An 18438-nucleotide genomic window follows, 5' to 3' on the forward strand; every position below is an offset into this window, starting at 1 on the left:
GGGCGTTTGTCATATAATATAAACCGCTAAAAGAGGATTAATAGGCTTGTTTGTGTTAAACGATGAAATACATCTTTTATCAGTCCTAATACTATTAGTTTGTAGTTACTCACATTGGAATATAGTTGCTAGTCGTGCATAGTTGTGAAATAATACGCTACTTTGATTTGCAAATTGCAACCCATGGATGATATTCATCTCCTTAACCGCCCCTCCAAAAGCATAAGTCAACAACCCCCTAATGCAGGTAAAATAAGCAATTATTGCTGCTAAGAAATATAATTATGTTTCAGGTAAAAATTTTGTGAATATCTAGTACCCTTTTGTTAAAAAAATCTGAAATTATATAAATAAAAAGACCATATCCTAGAAAAATAGTCAGTCCATAGTTATCTTCTTATTTAGCTATATCAAATAAATTTTTAAGCTTCCTATAAATTCTTACATATATATTTTTAGAGATAACAGCTTCACGAGTCGTAATTAGCTCATCACGAACTCTTAATTCAGCTTCACGAGCCGTAAGTAGCTCATCACGAACCTTTAGTTCAGATTCCCGGAAATTAAAATCTAGAAATTGAGAAGCAAATTCTCGTATTTTTGCATTATATTCTCGTGCTTCCTTCAAATAATTATCTGTTTTTTCAAGAGTTATTATATCAAAGATCTCATTTACCGATTTCGTAGCTTTTTGTTCAATAAATAATATCGTTGTCCTTTGACATGACTGAATAGCACATTTCATATTACTCCTTTCAATCTCACGAGAAACTACTTGATCTATAAACTGAGGGAAAATAGTCCGAATAGCATTTAAATTACTTGTGCTATCTAATAGAACTTCTTGAGAATATATTTCGTTGAAATAGTTTATAGATTTGACTAAAGTCTTTATGGCGTAGAACCCACCATACGGAGGGTTAATTGGCTGACCTTTAAAATCAGCGATATGTAAATGCTTGCATGCAAGCACATGCCAATCTAAAAAATCTTCTGGATACCACCCGGATTTATGATCCTGCCACGTTCCACCATGTAAATTCCACCCATCTAAACTACTAGCATGAGTTTCCTGAGGCATAAAACCTAACGGAGTGAATAACACTACTTGCTTACGTGCAACACGCTCAGATTCACTAATGACCTCTAGGCCAATTTCCTTAGTCATATGTTCAATGACATCAATTAAAAATATCGAATCAACAGCATTATCAGGCAGTGCTGATAGTGCCTGTTTCGCATCAAGCGAAATAATTATTGAATTTGTTCCATCTAGGTTTTTCTTAAGTATCTCAACATATTCAAGATGAGGCTCAACACAAATGAGAAAGTCAGGTATTACAAACTGTTGCGGACGAATACCACAACCAATATCCATCACAATAGAAACAGTTTCAATTAGCTCAGAAGCCCGTTTAAAAAATGTTTGGCTATCACACCACTCTAGCATTTGATTAGTTTTTTTCACTTAAACCACACAACTCTATTAATATAATCCACGTAGCTCAAAACGATACGGAGTATTTTTTGAGATACTAAGCCAGCATTATAATCTGAAACGATTGTTTGTAAATGACTATATTTACTATGTTGTTTGGTTACAATGCGTACAGCATCTAGAACCTTTTCTACTTTAAGACCACTCATTATTAAAACACCTTCATCCATACCCTCAGGTCTTTCGTGAGTATTACGAATGGTAATTGCTGGTAATTTAAGAAGAGAAGCTTCCTCAGTAATTGTACCACTATCAGATAAAATGCAAAAAGCCTCCATTTGCAATTTTATGTAATCTAGAAAACCGAATGGTTTTAAAAAGCGAATTTGTTTATCCAAACCTTTAATACCTAATTTTTCTAACAGCTGACGTGTACGAGGATGTGTTGATACAACCACGGGCATATCATATTCTTTAACCAACATCTGTAAAGTATTAAGTAAGTCCTGTAAATTGGCTGACACATCTACATTCTCTTCACGATGAATACTGACTAAAAAATATTGATGAGCTTGAAGTTTTAGTTTATCTAGCACATTTGATAGACGCACTTTAGGCATAAAATAACCCAACACTTCTTGCATATGCGAACCAGACTTGATAATTCGCTCTGGCGATACTCCTTCGGCAATAAGATAACGGCGAGCATGTTCAGTCAGAACTATATTGATATCACTTAAATGGTCAACTACTTTACGATTTAGCTCTTCTGGTACTCTTTGATCAAAACAACGGTTGCCGGCTTCCATATGAAAAACTGGTATCTTTCGCCTTTTGGCTGCGATAACCGAAAGGCAGGAATTTGTATCACCATAAAGCAACAATGCATTTGGTTGTTCTTTTCCTAAAACTTCATCAGTTTTCTCAATAATGCGTGCAATGGTTTGTGTTGCATTACCACTAACAGCAGCTTCTAAAAAATAATCTGGCTTACGAATGTTAAGATCATCAAAGAAAATCTGATTCAGTTCATAATCAAAATTTTGCCCTGTATGAACCAAAATATGGTTCGTATACTCATCAAACTCAGAAATTACTCTAGACATTTTAATAAGTTCTGGGCGAGTACCAATAATGGTCATTACTTTAAGCATTAAGTTGCTCTTTAATGAAGTCAAGTGTTAATAAAAGCTTTTTAACTTGTTCTATATTTAATCTTTCTGTATTGCCTGATGTATAGTCACTTAGAGTAGCAACGTTTAGATCTCCTTCTACAAAAAACTTTGAATAATTGAGATCACGATTATCGGCAGGAATCCTGTAATAATTTCCTAAATCTTCAGCTTTGACCATCTCCTCACAAGAAATCAAAGATTCATAGATCTTTTCTCCATGACGTACACCAATTAAACGAATTTCATTATTAGCATTAAATAATTCTTTTATAGCATGAGCTAATACTTCAATTGTTGAAGCCGGAGCTTTTTGGACAAAAATATCACCTTGTTGCCCATGTTCAAAGGCATATAACACTAAGTTTACAGAATCTTCAAGTGACATTAAGAAACGTGTCATATTTGGGTCGGTAATAGTTAGAGGTTTTCCCTCTTTAATTTGATTAACAAAAAGAGGTATTACCGAGCCACGGGAAGCCATTACATTACCATAACGAGTACAACACAGAACGGTATCTCCTTTAGAACTCATTCGAGCTTTAGCTATCAACAGTTTTTCCATCATTGCTTTTGATAACCCCATGGCATTGATAGGATATACCGCCTTATCAGTACTGAGTACCACAATCCGCTCAACACCATTGGCAATAGCTGCATTCATCATATTTTCAGTTCCCAGTACATTAGTCCGCACTGCTTCCATCGGATAAAATTCACATGATGGAACTTGCTTCAAGGCTGCAGCATGGAACACATAATTAACATTTTTCATAGCATAGTAAATACTATCATAATTTCTTACGTCCCCAATATAAAACTTAAGCTTTGGGTTATTGAAAGCAATCCTCATATCTTCTTGTTTTTTTTCATCCCGACTGAATATGCGAATTTCTTTAATATCACTTTCTAGTAATCGTTTCATTACTGTGTTACCAAATGACCCCGTACCTCCAGTAATCATTAAAATTTTATTAACAAACATTCTTACCTTTTATTGAAATTTATACATACGTTGAATTAACTCTGACCACTCAGGCGGTGCATATCCCGTTGCCTTATTAAAAAGCTCGGCATTAAGTGAGCGATCAATGACCAGTTCATTAGATGGAATTATTTCGATTGTTTTTTTATAAGTACTAGCCACAAGTTTTAACAAATCATATTTATTGATCGGTTTTGCTGCGACATGATAAAGTCCACACATATCGGGTCGCGGTATAACGATGTCACGAACTATCCTTGCTAATTCAATAGTTGGAAGTCCAGAGAACACGGCTTGGACAAATCCTCTAACTTGGTTTTTTTGTGCAAGAAACCAGCCTATGAGACTCTTACCTCCTGATAACTCATGCCCGATAATTGAAGTACGAAGTGTTATAGTGTTAGGATAACTTACTTCCCCTAAAAACTTTGAGCGACCATAGAGATCATTAGCATCTGCAAAATCACTCTCTGTATAGTTACCCTTAGACCCGGAAAATACACAATCTGTACTAACATGTATAAAACGAGAGCCTATAGCTTGACATATTATACTAAGTCTATGAGGAAGCAAAGCATTAATTGATAGTGCTTGTAGGTAATCATTTGCATCCTCTAGTTGTTTAATTAGCCCAATACAATTTACTACCACATCAGGTCGAATTGTTGCAAATAATTTAATAAGAGAATCATGATTTTCTATATTTACTGGGGCAATGAGTTGTTTAGATGACTCTTCAGAAAAATAACGGCAAGCACCATTATTCCTAGCTGTCCCGTAAACGTTAAGGTTATGATCTTCAGCCATAAACCTAAACATGGCATTGCCAAGCATGCCTGTTATACCAAGGATTAATATTTTCATAGATTATTCTTCAAGCTTTTATTCAGTTTTTGCTAGGATTCATGAGGTTATGTTATTATATCACCAAACTCATTCTTTAAAATAGATAACTTTTCCAAATCTTGTCATATTGTCGCCATCCGGTAATTTTAGTTGTCACTATACAAGCCATTGGAACAGTTGGAGAATGGATGAAGCAACGGTTATTGAGTAGTTAGATTTGTAATGAGGCAATAGCCTTCGAAACTAGAGTTTAAGGAAGAGAGGTGTTATAAGTACTTGATTTGAAGTAATTAAAAATAATTCTATCTTTAATCCTTGACTCTTAAGACAGTATCAGAAGCACATTGGTTTATTATTTGACATATATACACATATATCAAGCCATTTTTTACTTACATCTAGACCTATTATTTTATTCATGATATAATCTCCTTCTTCTATAATGGACTGAAAGAATTAGACAAAAAAAAGATAAATTTGTTTCCTATTTTGCATTTTTATTAAGCAGCAATTTGCATGTAGTTTTGCATATAATTAAGATAGACATGCATAGGTTTTTTTATAACCAATAGCTGAATGGAATCTTTGATAATTATATTTATTCATATAATTATCAATAGCATCTTTTAGTTCTTTAATATTGCTAAAATCATTAATAAATATACAATTATACTTCAAGGTTCTAAAAAATCTCTCAATAATTATATTATCAATACTCCTGCCTTTACCGTTTATTGAGAGTGGTCAGAAAATAAAGGCACAAGAAAGACAACTACCCTTAGCAACTGTTAGAGACCATGGTGCTACTAGTTTCAGATAATTTTATACCGGTCTGTTAGGCTCTGTTCACAGTCTAACACTTAGCAATCCTCTGCCACATCAAATTGACTCTACAAATATTTGCACGAATAATTGATATGCTCGCATAGCTCATTGCACTTCTTGAGCTTACTCACTCCTTGTTTTTCGTTCCAATTCTTTAAATCATTTGAGTATAGATAAAATTATAAACCAATATCAACTTTTATATTTTCTATTTTTTCAAGTTCTCTTTTTACACTATTTTTTATTTCTTCGATTTTACGATATTTTTCTGCTATCTCCTTTTGTTTTGGTAAATCAAATTCACCTGTTGCAGTAATTGGGATTTTGATTTCAATATTTCTTGTTCTTTCTATGGTTGGCTTGTATTCCCAGTTAAAGTTATTTTTATCTAATACTTTTTGTAATTCAAACGATAGATATAAACAATCAAGGTTATCACATTTTGGGATATACAATCTTGCATCTCCATTTATGCTAAATTTATGTTTTGACCTATAAAAAACTGTGCCAGCATATCCATTGGTAGTAATCTGGATAGATTCAACATCATGATCAAAATGATTTATATAACCTAAAACACCATCTTGTTTTGTGTTTGCTGAGTAGATAGGATACGAACCTTTATGTTTTTTAATATAAGTCTTAGTGTATTTTGCTATTCCTTTTTTTATATTAAAAATATCCTCTATTTTTACACTTTGGCAATACTCGATTGCATCATCAATTTTGATAACAAGTTTATCTATTTTATGTTTGTATTCCCCAACTTCTTGCTTAATTTCAGAGATTACTTGATATTTTTCTATAATATCTTGTTGGATGTCAATATCAAGATTCCCATCGACATCTACAGGTAATCTAATAATGATATTCTGCATATTTTTTAGAGAAGCTCTTAATCCCCTATCAAAACCATAAACATCCTTAATTCTGTCTAGCTCAATCATTAAATATTGTGGCAAGATAGTATCTTCTAATATTCTTATTGTTCCACAATGATCAGTTGTTGCAAATGGGATGTACTTTCTAATAAAATTAAATTTAAAATCACCATCAATACCCCATATAACAAAATTACTATCAAAATCTTTTATATTACTATCTTTTATCAAACCAACTGGATTAAATACATTTGCACTATATGCGGGTATATTGCCAGCTTTAATATTTATTAAATCCCTTTTTAAAACTCTTTTACCTATAAATAATTTAAAATAGCTACAATCATTTAAAGGTATTTCTAAGTACTTTTTTTTTTCTTGAGTTACATTAAAACCAATATCTTGCAAAGATGTAGTAAACTCATTACAGCTCGTTACTAAATCGCTAATTATATCACTAAACTCACTAATTGAAACTACTTGGTCTATTCCTTCAATGCCTAATTCAATTTTTTCTTCTTTACTCCACCATCTTTCTACAGACCAATTTTTCTCACTGTCAAATTCATTTATCGAAACTATCTTACACCTCTTATCATGATTAAGAGTTGTAAAATACTTCTTATTGCCCTTAAAAGCATTATATAAATTAACAGCTTCTTTTAAGTCATCTTGCTCAATATCAAATCTATTTACATCCCTACTTTCACCTATTTCACTGACTAAATAAGTGAATACAGGATCAGTTTGAATATCAGAAATATCAGATTTTTTTGTAATTGCTAAAATATAGGTCTTTTTTTGTGTTGTAAAAAATGTCTTTAATGGCAAAGAAATAATTGCGTCAATATAACAACTATCTAAAATATATTGCCTTAAATTTTTATCATTCTGTCTATTAAAGATACCGTCAGGTACAACTATAAAAGCCTTGCCACCTTTTTTTAGAGCTTTAATGATCCACTCCATAAAAAGCCCTTCAATACCCATGGCATTGATTTTATAGTGGTTTTTTAAAGTAAGACTCGTAGATATTTCTTTTTTTAAATTACTACTTCCACTTGTTACATAAGGGGGATTTGTTAAAATTAAATCATATTTCTCTTCTTCTGCTTCAGAAAGCGTACCAAGTATTGAATTTGTTTTTAAAATAAAACTCTCATTAAATATTTTGGCAAATTCTCTAGTTAGTCCAATATTATCTTTTATCAGTTCACAAAAATAAATAAGCATATTGGCTTTTGCTAAAATGATGGTTTTTTGTTCATCTTTATCAAAACCAACTATTTTAACTTTTTGTATTATTTTATTGTTTTCAACTTTAAAAAGCTTATCAAGATTGTCTTTTATAAATTCTAATGGAAATTTACCCACTCCGCATGCTGGATCACAAATAGTCATCCCATCTTTTAGTTCACCTTCTGCCATTTCGTTGATAGCACGAACAACTTTAATTGGAGTAAAAAACTGTCCCCCATTTTTCTTACTGATACTTTCTTTCAAAAAACTTTCAAAAAGCTTACTTTTAAAATCATGGTCAACATGCTCAAGTTTTCCATAATCTCTAAATTTTTGTAAAACTTTTTTAAAGACTGTTCCGTAACCATCTACAGCTTTTTGTTCTTTACTGATAAATATGCTACCATTTATTATGGTGGTCTTGTCTAGGGCATTTTCAGGAAACAGCTCTTTTATTTGTGGTCTGATAATATTTGCGTAATGTTGCAAAACTGTGTTAGTTTCATTGCCTTCTTCATACATCCGCAGTAAAGTATAAAAATTATAAGTACCTTGCAATATTTTTAAATCACTGAGATATTTGAATATAAATAATTCAACAAATGTGTATAAGCAATTCTCAGGGGTCGCACCACTAACACTCCAAACATCTTGCCATATTTGTTTTGCTAAGTCGGTTGGATTGATTAGTTTTTTTGGTAGAATTCTATCATTTTTTTCATTTATTGATTGTATTATTTCATTGATAACTTTTTGCAAGTTTGTATCTTTGGAGTTAAAAAGATACTTAAAATCATCACCTTTTTCGTTTTTTACGTTATTACCAGTAGCAACATTAATCCATACCGTTTCTTGGGTATCAGTTGCAATAATTAATTTTGTTTTTAGTTTTTTGGCAACCTCAATTTCTTGCAAAATGGCATTATTTTTTTTATCCTTGGTATTAAAGTTTTCAGGTAGTTTAAATTCCACAATAGCAATAACTTCTTTTTGTTTTGTGATAATGGCATCAACTCTCTTGTTTGATATATCCCCATAATCTATACTTCTTATTATATCAGCTTTTTTTAAAGCACTAATAGTTATTGCACCAATATCATAAAAATTCCAAGTCCCTATTTTTTGGGGATTCTTGATTAAATCTCGTTGCAGAAGTTCTTCGCTCATAACTAAATCACACAATTATTCAATAACAAATCAAAAGTAGTATTATTGTCCCTTTAGTTATATCCAAAACAAAACTCATCGACAATAGATATTTAAGATATTTTTTACTAACCTTATGAAATTGTCCAATAACGCGAATTCGGGTAAACTGTGATTTATACAACAAGATTAGAAAATATTGTATCTTTTTAAAAATAACAAGCAGTAAATGCTTTAAATAGTCGAAATTTTAGTTCTAAATAACTTTAGAATTAAAATATTATGATTTTTATGGAAGATATTAATAACTATTGGGATAATTCAAAATACCAGTATTGTGCATATGCTGAGAGGTTGCTTAATGAGTTAATTTTGCTAAATGAAAAAGTAAAGCAACCAATAAACATGTATGAAGTCAAAAAAGGCATCTACTATGCTAAAAAATATCATGGCAGTCAAATGAGGCAGTCCGGCGAGCCGTATTATTCACATCCGATTGAAGTGGCGTATATGGTAGCCCAGTACACAGCCCTAGAAATTCCACGATTGTTTAGAACCGACATGATTGTGACTGCATTGCTACACGACACCATTGAGGATACACAACTGACCGAAAAGATGATTGCTTACATCTTTGGCAGTCAAGTGGCTAGTCAAGTAGAAGACCTGACCAGGGTCAAGCCTCATGGCAAGATTAGCTCGGCAGAAACACTAGATTTATTAATTCAGCAAAAAAAACATGATGTAGCACTGATTAAACTTTTTGATAGAATGCACAATTTAGAAACTCTAGGAGATAAATCGCTGGAAAAAGCTAAAAAGATAGTAGAAGAAACTGTAATACATTTTTTAACTTTAGCTATGCATTTAAAAATACCAACAGTAACAAAACGAATTATTACATTATGTTGTCAACATTTATCTATACCTCTACATAAGGCTTTTGTGGATAATTCCCAGCCTCTTTCTCCAACTTTTCAAAATGAAATAGTCCGAATGCAAAACCTATGCAAATTGGAAGCAATATAATCATTATCCCCCAATGATGCCAATACTCAGTTAAGTAAACAATTGAAAAAGGGGTAACTACATACATTAAGGCGCGAGATATGGCAAAGATAAGACTAGCACAGCTAAAACGTTTAAAAACAGGAAAATGTTTATAATATATTGACTGTCCTAGGTTAGGACCGATAGGTACAAATAACATAATAAATACTTGAATTAAAAATACATCAAATGAGCTATTAACATTATTTAATAAATAAGGGCAAGCTAAAGCAAATAGACAAAATATCAATAATAAGGTTTTTACAATTTTTAACGGATATATTCTATAACTTAAATATGTTAATACCAAAGTGCTTAAGAAGGAAAATATGGAGAGAATAAAATTTTGATGAATGACCTGTTCAGCACTATAGCCAAAAGAAGTTTTTAAAAGATTGCCACAATGCATATAAGCAAAATAAAAACATACGGGACACATACATTCCATTAAGAACAACGCTAAAATTGTTGTTTTATTCGCTTTTTCCTTCCATATTGGATTATTTTCTAGTTTTTTGAGATCTATGCTGGCAACATTTGAAGGCTGCTGAAAAGTTTTTTTTAGTTGACGCTTGGCATCAGCAAATTCTGGTGTTTCTCTAAGACTCCTTCGATCTGCTGTGCCAATCAATGCTACGCCTGCTCCCATCCAAAAGGCTATACGCCAATTAAATCCATAGGAGGTCACTAACGATGCTATGCCTAAAGCAGCAACTTCTCCTAAAGTACCAAAAATCGCAACTGACGAAACAGCTGGATATTGGGCTGGTGGATTTATAGATTCAGTTAAATAAAGTGCTGCTCCTATTGCCTCTCCCATAGAGGACATTCCTTGTAGTATACGGCATATGGTGATCAACCAAGAGGCGGTAATGCCTATTTGGGCATAAGTAGGGAGATTAGCCATGGTAATACATGATAAAGCCATGATAAAAGTTGTTATGATAACAGTAGTCTTACGCCCTATATTATCACCTATATAGCCAAAAATTAACGCTCCAACAGGTCTAAAAATAAGGCTAGAACAGAAAGCCGTAGCAGAGTAAATTGCTGTAGTATGTGGATCATTTTGAGGAAAAAACAACTCATTAAGAAATACTGCCATATGGACATAAAGCATCAGATCAAAATACTCCAAGAACGTCCCGATTGAAAGCAATCCAATAGCTGATTTTTGTTCTTTAGTTAGGCTTCTTTGTTCCTGCTGATATCCTATCATTGTATTCACCTTAATATATTTACAAAACTTACGCTATGAGAAAAAAAATGGTACATTATGTTGAGTATAATTTACAAATGCCAAGAGGATAAAATTGCAAGCAATACCAGTTAATAGGACAGATTACTGTCAATTTCTAATAGTGAGTCAAAAGAATTATAGTTTGACCTACTATGCTGAACATGCCAAAAAATGTAGCCATGATGTTATTAATAGATTTTTAAAAAATGAAAAATATACACCTTCTTTGTTATGGGAACATATTAAGGATGATGTTATTTTATCGCCTAACGGATATACAATATTTGATGATACGGTGTTAAATAAAAGAAATACCAAGAAAATAGAAATTGCTAGATCACAGTACAGTGGGGCTACAGGTGGTATTACTACTGGTATAGGAGTAGTAAGTTTGGTATATTATAATCCGGATATTAATAAGTTTTGGGTAATAGATTACCGAATTTTTTCGCCCGAACATGATGGAGCGACAAAAGTAGAACACCTATTAAATATGTTAAATAATGCTGTGTATAGCAAAAAGATTCCTTTTCAAACTGTGCTTTTTGACACATGGTATGCTACGCATAAAATTATGCAACATGTTGATTCCTTGGGTAAATATTATTATGCTCCTATTAAAGCAAATAGAAACGTTACTAAAACTTCCTCTTCTAAGCCTTATAAAGCTGTTAGCAAGTTAACGTTTTCAGATGAGGAAATTAAGAGCGGAGTGGAGATTCATATAAAGGGCTTTGCAAAAGATAAGCATGTTAATTTGTTTAAACTTACTGTTTCTACCAACAGAGTTGATTATATTGTTACCAATAACAAAACTCAAAAATCTTCTAAAGCCGTACAAGATGAGTGTGGCTTTCGTTGGGTAATTGAGAGCATGCATAGAGAAATCAAGCAACTTACCGGTATAGAACGATGCCAATGCAGAAAACAACGCATCCAGCGTAATCACATTAGTTGTGCATTTTTAGTGTGGGCTTTTCTAAAAAGAACTGCACACAAAATAGGTAAGACGGTTTATCAAATAAAGTTAGGGCTTTTAGATCATTATATGCAACAGCAGTTACGTTCACCCTCTTTACGCTATTTAGAACCTTACATAGCGTAAGTTTTGTTTATTAATACTAATGGATATTGATGATTTGGTTGAACGATAGCAAGAAAAAATAATATAGAAAATTGAAATAATAAATCTTGGTTGTAACAATATCACAATTCTATAAACAAATTAGAAAGGGGAAAGGAGATATTTGGTAAAAATATAGGCTGAGATCAAAGAATGTTAAATATCAGAATTAATATAGTTTATGTAAGTAGAATATTGGATATTGTTTATATTATAAAAAATAATTAATTTTTATTAAAAATAAGTTGACTAATATTTTAGAATTGATTCTAATTAAATTATGGTAATATAAATAAACTTATTAATACAAATGAAAAATAACATGGTCAGTGATTTTGATGTTGGGGATATGGGCAAAGAAGAGAAAGAAGACTCTGCTTATTTTACTCAGTTTGAGAATGTTATTAATGATATCAAATCTCAGCTGCATACTACTAACCCATCTGAGCTAGCGAGACTCAATAGTGCTATAAGTAGTTTGTTAGCTAGTAATCTTCCAGCAAAAATACTAAAAAGTTTGGAAGCTTTACAAGCTGCTGTTGCCAAAGAAGAGCAACGTGCTGAACAAAATATTACTTACAGGCAAGAAGAGGAAGCCGCAACTAAGATGCAAGAACAAATAGAGTTTTTAGAAAAGGAGGCTGAGAGGCTAGAAGCTAAGCGGTCAGCACAATTTCACCAAGACAGTATAAAATTAAAAGAACAACATACAGAGTTTAACAAAAATGCTGATGCATTTTTAACCGCAAGGAAAGGCTGGACAAATCAGTTGCACGATGTGGTTAAAGATCTTAAAGATGGCAAAGATATAGAAAGTGAACTGCAGAAACTGGTAAAAAGCGAAGATCAGATTAAAAAACAAAATACAGAATATAAAAATTTACTTGAACATCGTGATAAAGTACATGAACATTATGATGGAGTAATGAAGCACGATGAGAAATTAAGAGCAGAGAAGGTAAGGTTAGAAAAGGAAGCCGAGAAAGAGAAACAAAAACCGAAAGAAATCCATTCACCAAGTGTGTTTGAAGAAGTAACGCAAAAAATAAAAGATCAGGATAAGAAAATTACGAATTTTGCCCTTGTTGTGGAACAAGCTCAGAAGCAGAAAGATGAGGTGGATGCTAAGATTCAGAAGATAGAGAACCGCAAAGATTTTGAGAAAGGAATAGATGATCTTAATGAACTAGCTAAACAATTTCAACAGACAAATCCTGATAAATATAAGAAGTTAAATAAATTTACTACTTTGCTTAAAAATCAAGAAGATGCTATTATTAATGATGGAGTGGTTAATGATACATTACTTCGTAGTGAATTTACCGATAAAACTAAAAATGCAGAAAATTTAGAACCTGAAATAGCAGAAACTAACACACCATCTTCCCCCTCTAAGCTAACTGAAGTAGCAAATGATAAAACACCACAAGATTCTAAAACTATTGACCAAGAACAAGATAAAACACCAACAACCAATCTTAATAAAACTCTAAAAGACGAATCACATAAGCTTGGGGATAAAATAATACAAAAATTAGGATATGATGACCAAGTGGCAGTAATGAATCAAGTATCAGAAAAACATTTAGATCAGCATATTACTAAGGGATTATCTGAGGCAAAGGCTGTTCCTCTAAAACCTGTGCCAACTCCTAATCCCAAATTTACTACTCTACACAAGGATGACAAACAAAGGTAATTATTAAATAATAGGTAAATTATGGCAAAATCAACAGACTCATCAAAAAATTATATAGACTCAAAAAAGACAGTATTACATACTAGTAATAATTTATATGAATATGCTTCTGAACAATTTGATAAAGCAGAGAGTGTAAAAGAACATGTTGGTTTAGTACCTCAAGTGATTAGTGGGTACAAAGCAGTTGCTGGATATTGGCATGAATCCTTACTTTTTGGAAAAGCAGAATCTGCTGCTGGGCTTGCTTACCTTTATCGCGAAGGTTTAGGAGTAGAAAAGAGTGAATATAAGGATAAACTTTACGTATCTATTGGGGCTAAATTAGGCGATCCATCTTGCAAAGAATTACTGCCTCAACGAGATCATAAAGATGTTGCTTCGGAAGCTAAAAAATGGCTTGAGGCTATTAAAGTCATTACCACAAGATATCCAAACAAGGATGAAGAAATTTCTGTGTCTGCTTCAGTTTGGGCTGATAAACAATTAGAATCGCATTGTCAACAATCTCACTCATATCCGGGAGCATCTTCTTCCCAGCTTAATGCTTCGTACGAAACTTGTCCTGAGTCTGACTCGGAAGAAGAAGGTACAGCACTAGCAGGAAAGACTACTGAGCTTCATATGTGTTGTGAAATTATGTAGTATCAATTCCATACCCCTATGCCAATTGGTATAGGGGTTTTTTAACACAATTATATACAACTCTAGACAATATAACTTAAGGGTTTAAACACTAATATGAGCAAATTTGTACAACCAGATGGCAGGATTGTCTATACCCAAACCAGTCTAACGAGAGAACAAAAACAAGCTGTTGGGTTGCTGTCGATTGGGACATTCCTAGAATATTTTGACTTGATGTTATATGTTCATATGGCGGCTTTTCTTAATGAGTTATTTTTTGAACCTACTGATCCTCACACAGCCTCTTTAATGACGGCTTTTGCCTTTTGTTCAACTTACGTTTTCCGACCTATTGGTGCGTTAATATTTGGTTGGTTAGGCGATAATATAGGACGTAAGTCAACAGTGATCATCACAACTCTTATGATGGCTGCATCATGTCTTGTCATGGCTAACCTGCCCACTTATGCTCAAATAGGCAGCTTGGCAGCTTGGATAGTAACCATCTGCCGTATTGCTCAAGGCATGTCTTCTATGGGAGAGATAGTAGGGGCAGAACTATATATAACTGAAACAATCAATCCACCAGCCCAATATGCAAGTGTGGCATTGATAGGAGCTTTCTCTTGTCTAGGGGGGGGGATAGCTGCTTTAGGAATTGCTTCATTGGTTACTTCTTATGCTTTTAACTGGCGTGCAGCATTTTGGCTAGGTGCAATAGTGGCATTAATCGGTTCTATTGCTAGAACAACACTACGAGAAACACCAGAATTTGCTGATGCCAAACGTCAACTAAAAAAAGTTTTTGCACAAACTAATACAGATATCAGTACTTTAGAAAGCCATCCTATTTGGAAAGAAAAAGTTAAGAAAAAAACATTTATAGCCCTCCTTTTGATACAATGTGTCACACCAGTATGTTTTTATTTTATCTATATGCATTGTGGCACTATTCTCAAGACCAATTTTGGTTATACAACATCTGAGGTTATTCATCATAATTTTATTGTTGCTATAATACAGTTTTTAAGTGTGTTAACATTAGCTTACTTAAGTTATAAAATTTATCCATTAGTAATCCTGAAAATTATACTGATAATATTTTCTATTTTTGTTTTATTTTGTCCATATTGGCTGAATAATCTTCATTCTCCTTATGAGTTATTTTTGATTCAGTCCATTGTTACTTTGTTTGCCCAATGTGAGGCACCTGCTGATCCCATTTTTTATAAAAGTTTTCCTGTTTTTAAACGTTTTACTAGTATTACCGTCATATTTGCTCTATCTCGAGCTTTTATGTATGTTATTACCTCTTTTGGTTTTGCCTACCTTACTAAATATTTTGGCAATTGGGGGTTATTGATTATTATGATCCCTATAAATATAGGATTCGCATTTGGGTTATTACATTTTGAAAAGTTGGAGAAGAAGAGCAAAAATTATTTTCAACCAAAAATTGATTTGGCAGCAAAGGCTGGATAATATATAGGTAAATATTGATAACATAAAGTAAAGGTTTAAACACTAATATGAGCAAATTTGTACGAGAAGATGGCAGGGTTATCCATCCCCAAACCAGTCTAACAAGAGAACAAAAAGGAGCTGTTGGGTTACTTTCAATAGGGACGTTTCTAGAGTATTTTGATCTGATGTTATATGTACATTTAGCAGTATTACTAAATGAATTATTCTTTCCCAAATATGATCCTTTTACCACTTCATTGCTTTCGGCTGCTGCCTTTTCTTCTACTTACGTATTAAGACCTTTTGGAGCGTTATTGTTTGGTTATATTGGCGATTATTTAGGTAGAAAGACTGTCGTAATTATAACTACTTTTTTGATGGGTATTTCGTGTGTTATTATTGCGACTTTACCTACTTATGCTCAAATAGGGATCACTGCGTCTTGGATACTTGTAATTTGTTGTATGATACAAGGTTTGGCAGCAAGTGCTGAAGCATGTGGAGCAGAGATTTATTTAACTGAAAGTTCAAGCCCGCCTATTCAATATTCATTAGTTGCCTTAATAACTGTATTTTCAGCTGTAGGAACAACAGCAGCACTTGGAATTGCTTCAATTTTTACTAGTACACATATTTATCAGAATGAATTCAGCTGGCGTACAGCTTTTTGGTTTGGGTCTGGTATTGCGTTAATTGGTTCTGTTGCTAGGACTAGTCTAAAGGAAACCCGTGAGTTTGTAAATAGAAAAAAGAGGTTAAAAAATAGACTTATAGATAATAAAGTTGAATGAAGAAATTATTAATCAGCCAGTGCCAATTTCAACTTCAATCGCATATTTTTTTATTCAATGTGCTAGATCGCCATGTTTTTATTTCATTTATATATATTATGGAGACATATTAAAACAAAAATGTGGTTTTTCGGCTAATCAAGTTATTAATCAAAATTTTTGGGTGTCACTGGTAGATTTATTTGGTTTAATTATGCTAGCTTATCTTAGCTATATAATCCATCCTTTAAAGATACTTAAAGCAAAGCTCTATTTATTTTTTGCTTCAATTATTTTATTCCCCATGGTGTTATCCTATAGCCTAAACTCGAATTATATTTTTATTTTTCAATGTTTAGCTGCTTTATTTGTGTTTGATAATGTGCCTGCAACACCAATATTTTATCGACATTTTCCTGTTTTCAAAAGATTTACTCATGCTAGTATATTAAGTGCCATAGCCAAATTGTTTACTTATTTTATAACCTCTTTTGGTTTAGTATTCACTACAGAATACTTAGGTTATTGGGGGTTATTTTTAATTCTAGTACCTGTGGGCATAGGTTTTTTTATAGTAGTTTAGTAAAAATATCAGCATTATTTTTTATAACTCCCAATCTTATGTTGTGCTTATAACATTTCTCGTATAGGATATCACAAAGCCATGGTAGCTCTACTACTTCACATAAAATTAAAGAATACTTTAAAGTTTCTTCAATAATCTTCTTCGCTTTTTCCGGAGACTTAGCTTCTAGAGTCTCAATATTGTGAAGCCTATCAAATATCTTAATAATTAAGGTATCATATTTCTTTTGTCTATATAACGATTCCATCATCTCCGCCGAGCTAATCTTCCCGTGTGGCTTGTTCCTGCTTAAGTCTTCTACTTGACTAGCAACCTGCTCCCCAAAAATATAAGCAATCATCTTTTCGGTAAGTTCTGTATCCTCAATGGTGTCATGCAGTATGCTGGTAACAATAATGTCAGTGCGATAAAGATAATCAGAAATCATATATGCTACCTCTAGTGGATGGGAGTAATAAGGCTCGCCTGACTGCCGCATTTGGCTACCATGATATTTCTTGGCGTAATAAATAGCCTTTCTAACCTCATCAATATCTATTGGTCGGTTTACTTCCTCATTCATCTTACGTAATTTGTCCAGTAACCTAGTAGCTATTGACAAGGTGCATACTTTGAGTTGTCCCAATAATTGATTTCTTCTTCTTCCATAAAAAAACCATACTCTATATTTTAAATATATAAGTTAAACTAAAAATTAGAATATTACTAGGAATTTATTATATTTTTTGAAAAAGATGAATATTTTTGCATTTTGTTGTTGTATAAATAAACAGCTACTTTCTTTATATTCACATATCCTATAAATCGTTGTGTAAACTATAAGTGACTAGACAAATATTATCAGCTTTTTAGGATAAACAAAAAAAAATGTAGAAAACATTTTGAAAAATAATAATATTATGCTATTATGTTATAATACTAGGTAACTAATGCGATTTTTAGATTATAGAAATGTCAAAAGATAATTTAGATACTGGCAGAAATACCGATAGTAAATTTGTTGAAACAGAAGAAGAAAGAGAAAAACGACTGGATCGTAAAGAATCAGCTAGGAAACTAAAGGCAATTCTCTTTGTATTTATACCGCTTTTAGTTGGTTTCCTAACCTTCACTTATTTCTTTCTTAATTCAATAGAAGAAAAAAGTAAACTACTAAAAGAACAAACAAGTCAAAATATATCAACACCAAATAGCTCAGCAAAATAGGTAGATTTGGCTAAAGAAATTAGTTTATTGGTTGAAAGGACAACATAAGACTGTTTTTAAGAGCGATAGAGTTGTTATATGGATTTAAAATTTGTTACTTTAGAAACGCTTTAAATCAGATGGTATTTTTAGGAAAAAAGT

Annotated in this window: 13 protein-coding genes and 2 pseudogenes; 7 read left to right on the plus strand and 8 right to left on the minus strand. The window is 32.5% G+C overall.

Annotated elements, in window-relative coordinates; genetic code table 11:
• Window positions 1-397 precede the first annotated feature (397 nt).
• The 6 genes and pseudogenes from AAGD19_RS06725 to AAGD19_RS06750 all read right to left on the minus strand — a co-directional run bounded on the left by AAGD19_RS06725 (window position 398) and on the right by AAGD19_RS06750 (window position 8553).
• A complete protein-coding gene (locus AAGD19_RS06725) occupies window positions 398-1468 on the minus strand; it encodes a hypothetical protein (protein ID WP_341747673.1) in 1071 nt (356 codons plus the stop codon).
• Window positions 1465-2592, minus strand: a complete 1128-nt coding sequence (gene wecB, locus AAGD19_RS06730) for a non-hydrolyzing UDP-N-acetylglucosamine 2-epimerase (protein WP_341747674.1) — start codon at window positions 2590-2592, stop codon at window positions 1465-1467. The genes AAGD19_RS06725 and wecB overlap by 4 nt, the downstream gene beginning before the upstream one ends.
• Window positions 2585-3595, minus strand: a complete 1011-nt coding sequence (locus tag AAGD19_RS06735; protein ID WP_341747675.1) for a polysaccharide biosynthesis protein — start codon at window positions 3593-3595, stop codon at window positions 2585-2587. The genes wecB and AAGD19_RS06735 overlap by 8 nt, the downstream gene beginning before the upstream one ends.
• Before the next feature lie 9 nt (window positions 3596-3604).
• Window positions 3605-4459 carry an SDR family oxidoreductase gene (locus AAGD19_RS06740; RefSeq protein ID WP_341747676.1) on the minus strand — a complete coding sequence of 285 codons (855 nt, stop codon included), beginning with the start codon at window positions 4457-4459 and terminating at the stop codon, window positions 3605-3607.
• A 482-nt stretch (window positions 4460-4941) separates the two neighbouring features.
• Window positions 4942-5182 (minus strand): annotated as a pseudogene (locus AAGD19_RS06745) (integrase core domain-containing protein); the annotation flags it as partial.
• Between the two features lie 263 nt (window positions 5183-5445).
• Complete coding sequence (locus AAGD19_RS06750; RefSeq protein WP_341747677.1) at window positions 5446-8553, minus strand: N-6 DNA methylase; 3108 nt, start codon at window positions 8551-8553, stop codon at window positions 5446-5448.
• A 270-nt stretch (window positions 8554-8823) separates the two neighbouring features.
• Between AAGD19_RS06750 and AAGD19_RS06755 the strand changes: the two genes are divergently transcribed.
• The gene (locus AAGD19_RS06755; RefSeq protein ID WP_341747678.1) at window positions 8824-9561 is read left to right on the plus strand and encodes an HD domain-containing protein; all 738 of its coding nucleotides are present in this window, start codon (window positions 8824-8826) and stop codon (window positions 9559-9561) included.
• Here the strand turns inward: AAGD19_RS06755 and AAGD19_RS06760 are convergent.
• Window positions 9455-10801, minus strand: coding sequence for an MFS transporter (locus tag AAGD19_RS06760; protein WP_341747679.1), 1347 nt, complete (start codon window positions 10799-10801; stop codon window positions 9455-9457). The genes AAGD19_RS06755 and AAGD19_RS06760 overlap by 107 nt on opposite strands.
• Before the next feature lie 142 nt (window positions 10802-10943).
• Between AAGD19_RS06760 and AAGD19_RS06765 the strand changes: the two genes are divergently transcribed.
• The 5 genes and pseudogenes from AAGD19_RS06765 to AAGD19_RS06785 all read left to right on the plus strand — a co-directional run bounded on the left by AAGD19_RS06765 (window position 10944) and on the right by AAGD19_RS06785 (window position 17088).
• Window positions 10944-11927, plus strand: coding sequence for a transposase (locus AAGD19_RS06765; RefSeq protein ID WP_341747233.1), 984 nt, complete (start codon window positions 10944-10946; stop codon window positions 11925-11927).
• 328 nt (window positions 11928-12255) lie between these two features.
• Window positions 12256-13644 (plus strand): hypothetical protein, encoded by a 1389-nt coding sequence (locus AAGD19_RS06770; protein ID WP_341747680.1) that lies wholly within the window; start codon window positions 12256-12258, stop codon window positions 13642-13644.
• A gap of 21 nt (window positions 13645-13665) precedes the next feature.
• Complete coding sequence (locus tag AAGD19_RS06775) at window positions 13666-14289, plus strand: hypothetical protein (protein WP_341747681.1); 624 nt, start codon at window positions 13666-13668, stop codon at window positions 14287-14289.
• A 96-nt stretch (window positions 14290-14385) separates the two neighbouring features.
• A complete protein-coding gene (locus AAGD19_RS06780) occupies window positions 14386-15753 on the plus strand; it encodes an MFS transporter (RefSeq protein WP_341747682.1) in 1368 nt (455 codons plus the stop codon).
• 47 nt (window positions 15754-15800) lie between these two features.
• Window positions 15801-17088 (plus strand): annotated as a pseudogene (locus AAGD19_RS06785) (MFS transporter).
• Here the strand turns inward: AAGD19_RS06785 and AAGD19_RS06790 are convergent.
• Window positions 17075-17692: an HD domain-containing protein gene (locus AAGD19_RS06790; RefSeq protein WP_341747683.1), complete on the minus strand. Its 618-nt coding sequence runs from the start codon at window positions 17690-17692 to the stop codon at window positions 17075-17077. The pseudogene AAGD19_RS06785 and the gene AAGD19_RS06790 sit on opposite strands and share 14 nt — an antisense overlap.
• 350 nt (window positions 17693-18042) lie before the next feature.
• On the opposite strand from AAGD19_RS06790, the gene AAGD19_RS06795 reads away from it, so the two are divergent.
• A complete protein-coding gene (locus AAGD19_RS06795; protein WP_341747684.1) occupies window positions 18043-18297 on the plus strand; it encodes a hypothetical protein in 255 nt (84 codons plus the stop codon).
• Window positions 18298-18438 lie beyond the last annotated feature (141 nt).

Origin of the sequence: Candidatus Tisiphia endosymbiont of Dascillus cervinus (assembly GCF_964026405.1) — a bacterium.
GTDB lineage: Bacteria > Pseudomonadota > Alphaproteobacteria > Rickettsiales > Rickettsiaceae > Tisiphia.

Bases quoted from the DNA above. Each gene is read 5' to 3' on its own strand.
- wecB (WP_341747674.1), bottom strand. From the start codon at position 2,592: ATGCTTAAAGTAATGACCATTATTGGTACTCGCCCAGAACTTATTAAA.
- AAGD19_RS06735 (WP_341747675.1), bottom strand. From the start codon at position 3,595: ATGTTTGTTAATAAAATTTTAATGATTACTGGAGGTACGGGGTCATTT.
- AAGD19_RS06740 (WP_341747676.1), bottom strand. From the start codon at position 4,459: ATGAAAATATTAATCCTTGGTATAACAGGCATGCTTGGCAATGCCATG.
- AAGD19_RS06750 (WP_341747677.1), bottom strand. From the start codon at position 8,553: ATGAGCGAAGAACTTCTGCAACGAGATTTAATCAAGAATCCCCAAAAA.
- AAGD19_RS06755 (WP_341747678.1), top strand. From the start codon at position 8,824: ATGGAAGATATTAATAACTATTGGGATAATTCAAAATACCAGTATTGT.
- AAGD19_RS06760 (WP_341747679.1), bottom strand. From the start codon at position 10,801: ATGATAGGATATCAGCAGGAACAAAGAAGCCTAACTAAAGAACAAAAA.
- AAGD19_RS06770 (WP_341747680.1), top strand. From the start codon at position 12,256: ATGAAAAATAACATGGTCAGTGATTTTGATGTTGGGGATATGGGCAAA.
- AAGD19_RS06775 (WP_341747681.1), top strand. From the start codon at position 13,666: ATGGCAAAATCAACAGACTCATCAAAAAATTATATAGACTCAAAAAAG.
- AAGD19_RS06780 (WP_341747682.1), top strand. From the start codon at position 14,386: ATGAGCAAATTTGTACAACCAGATGGCAGGATTGTCTATACCCAAACC.
- AAGD19_RS06795 (WP_341747684.1), top strand. From the start codon at position 18,043: ATGTCAAAAGATAATTTAGATACTGGCAGAAATACCGATAGTAAATTT.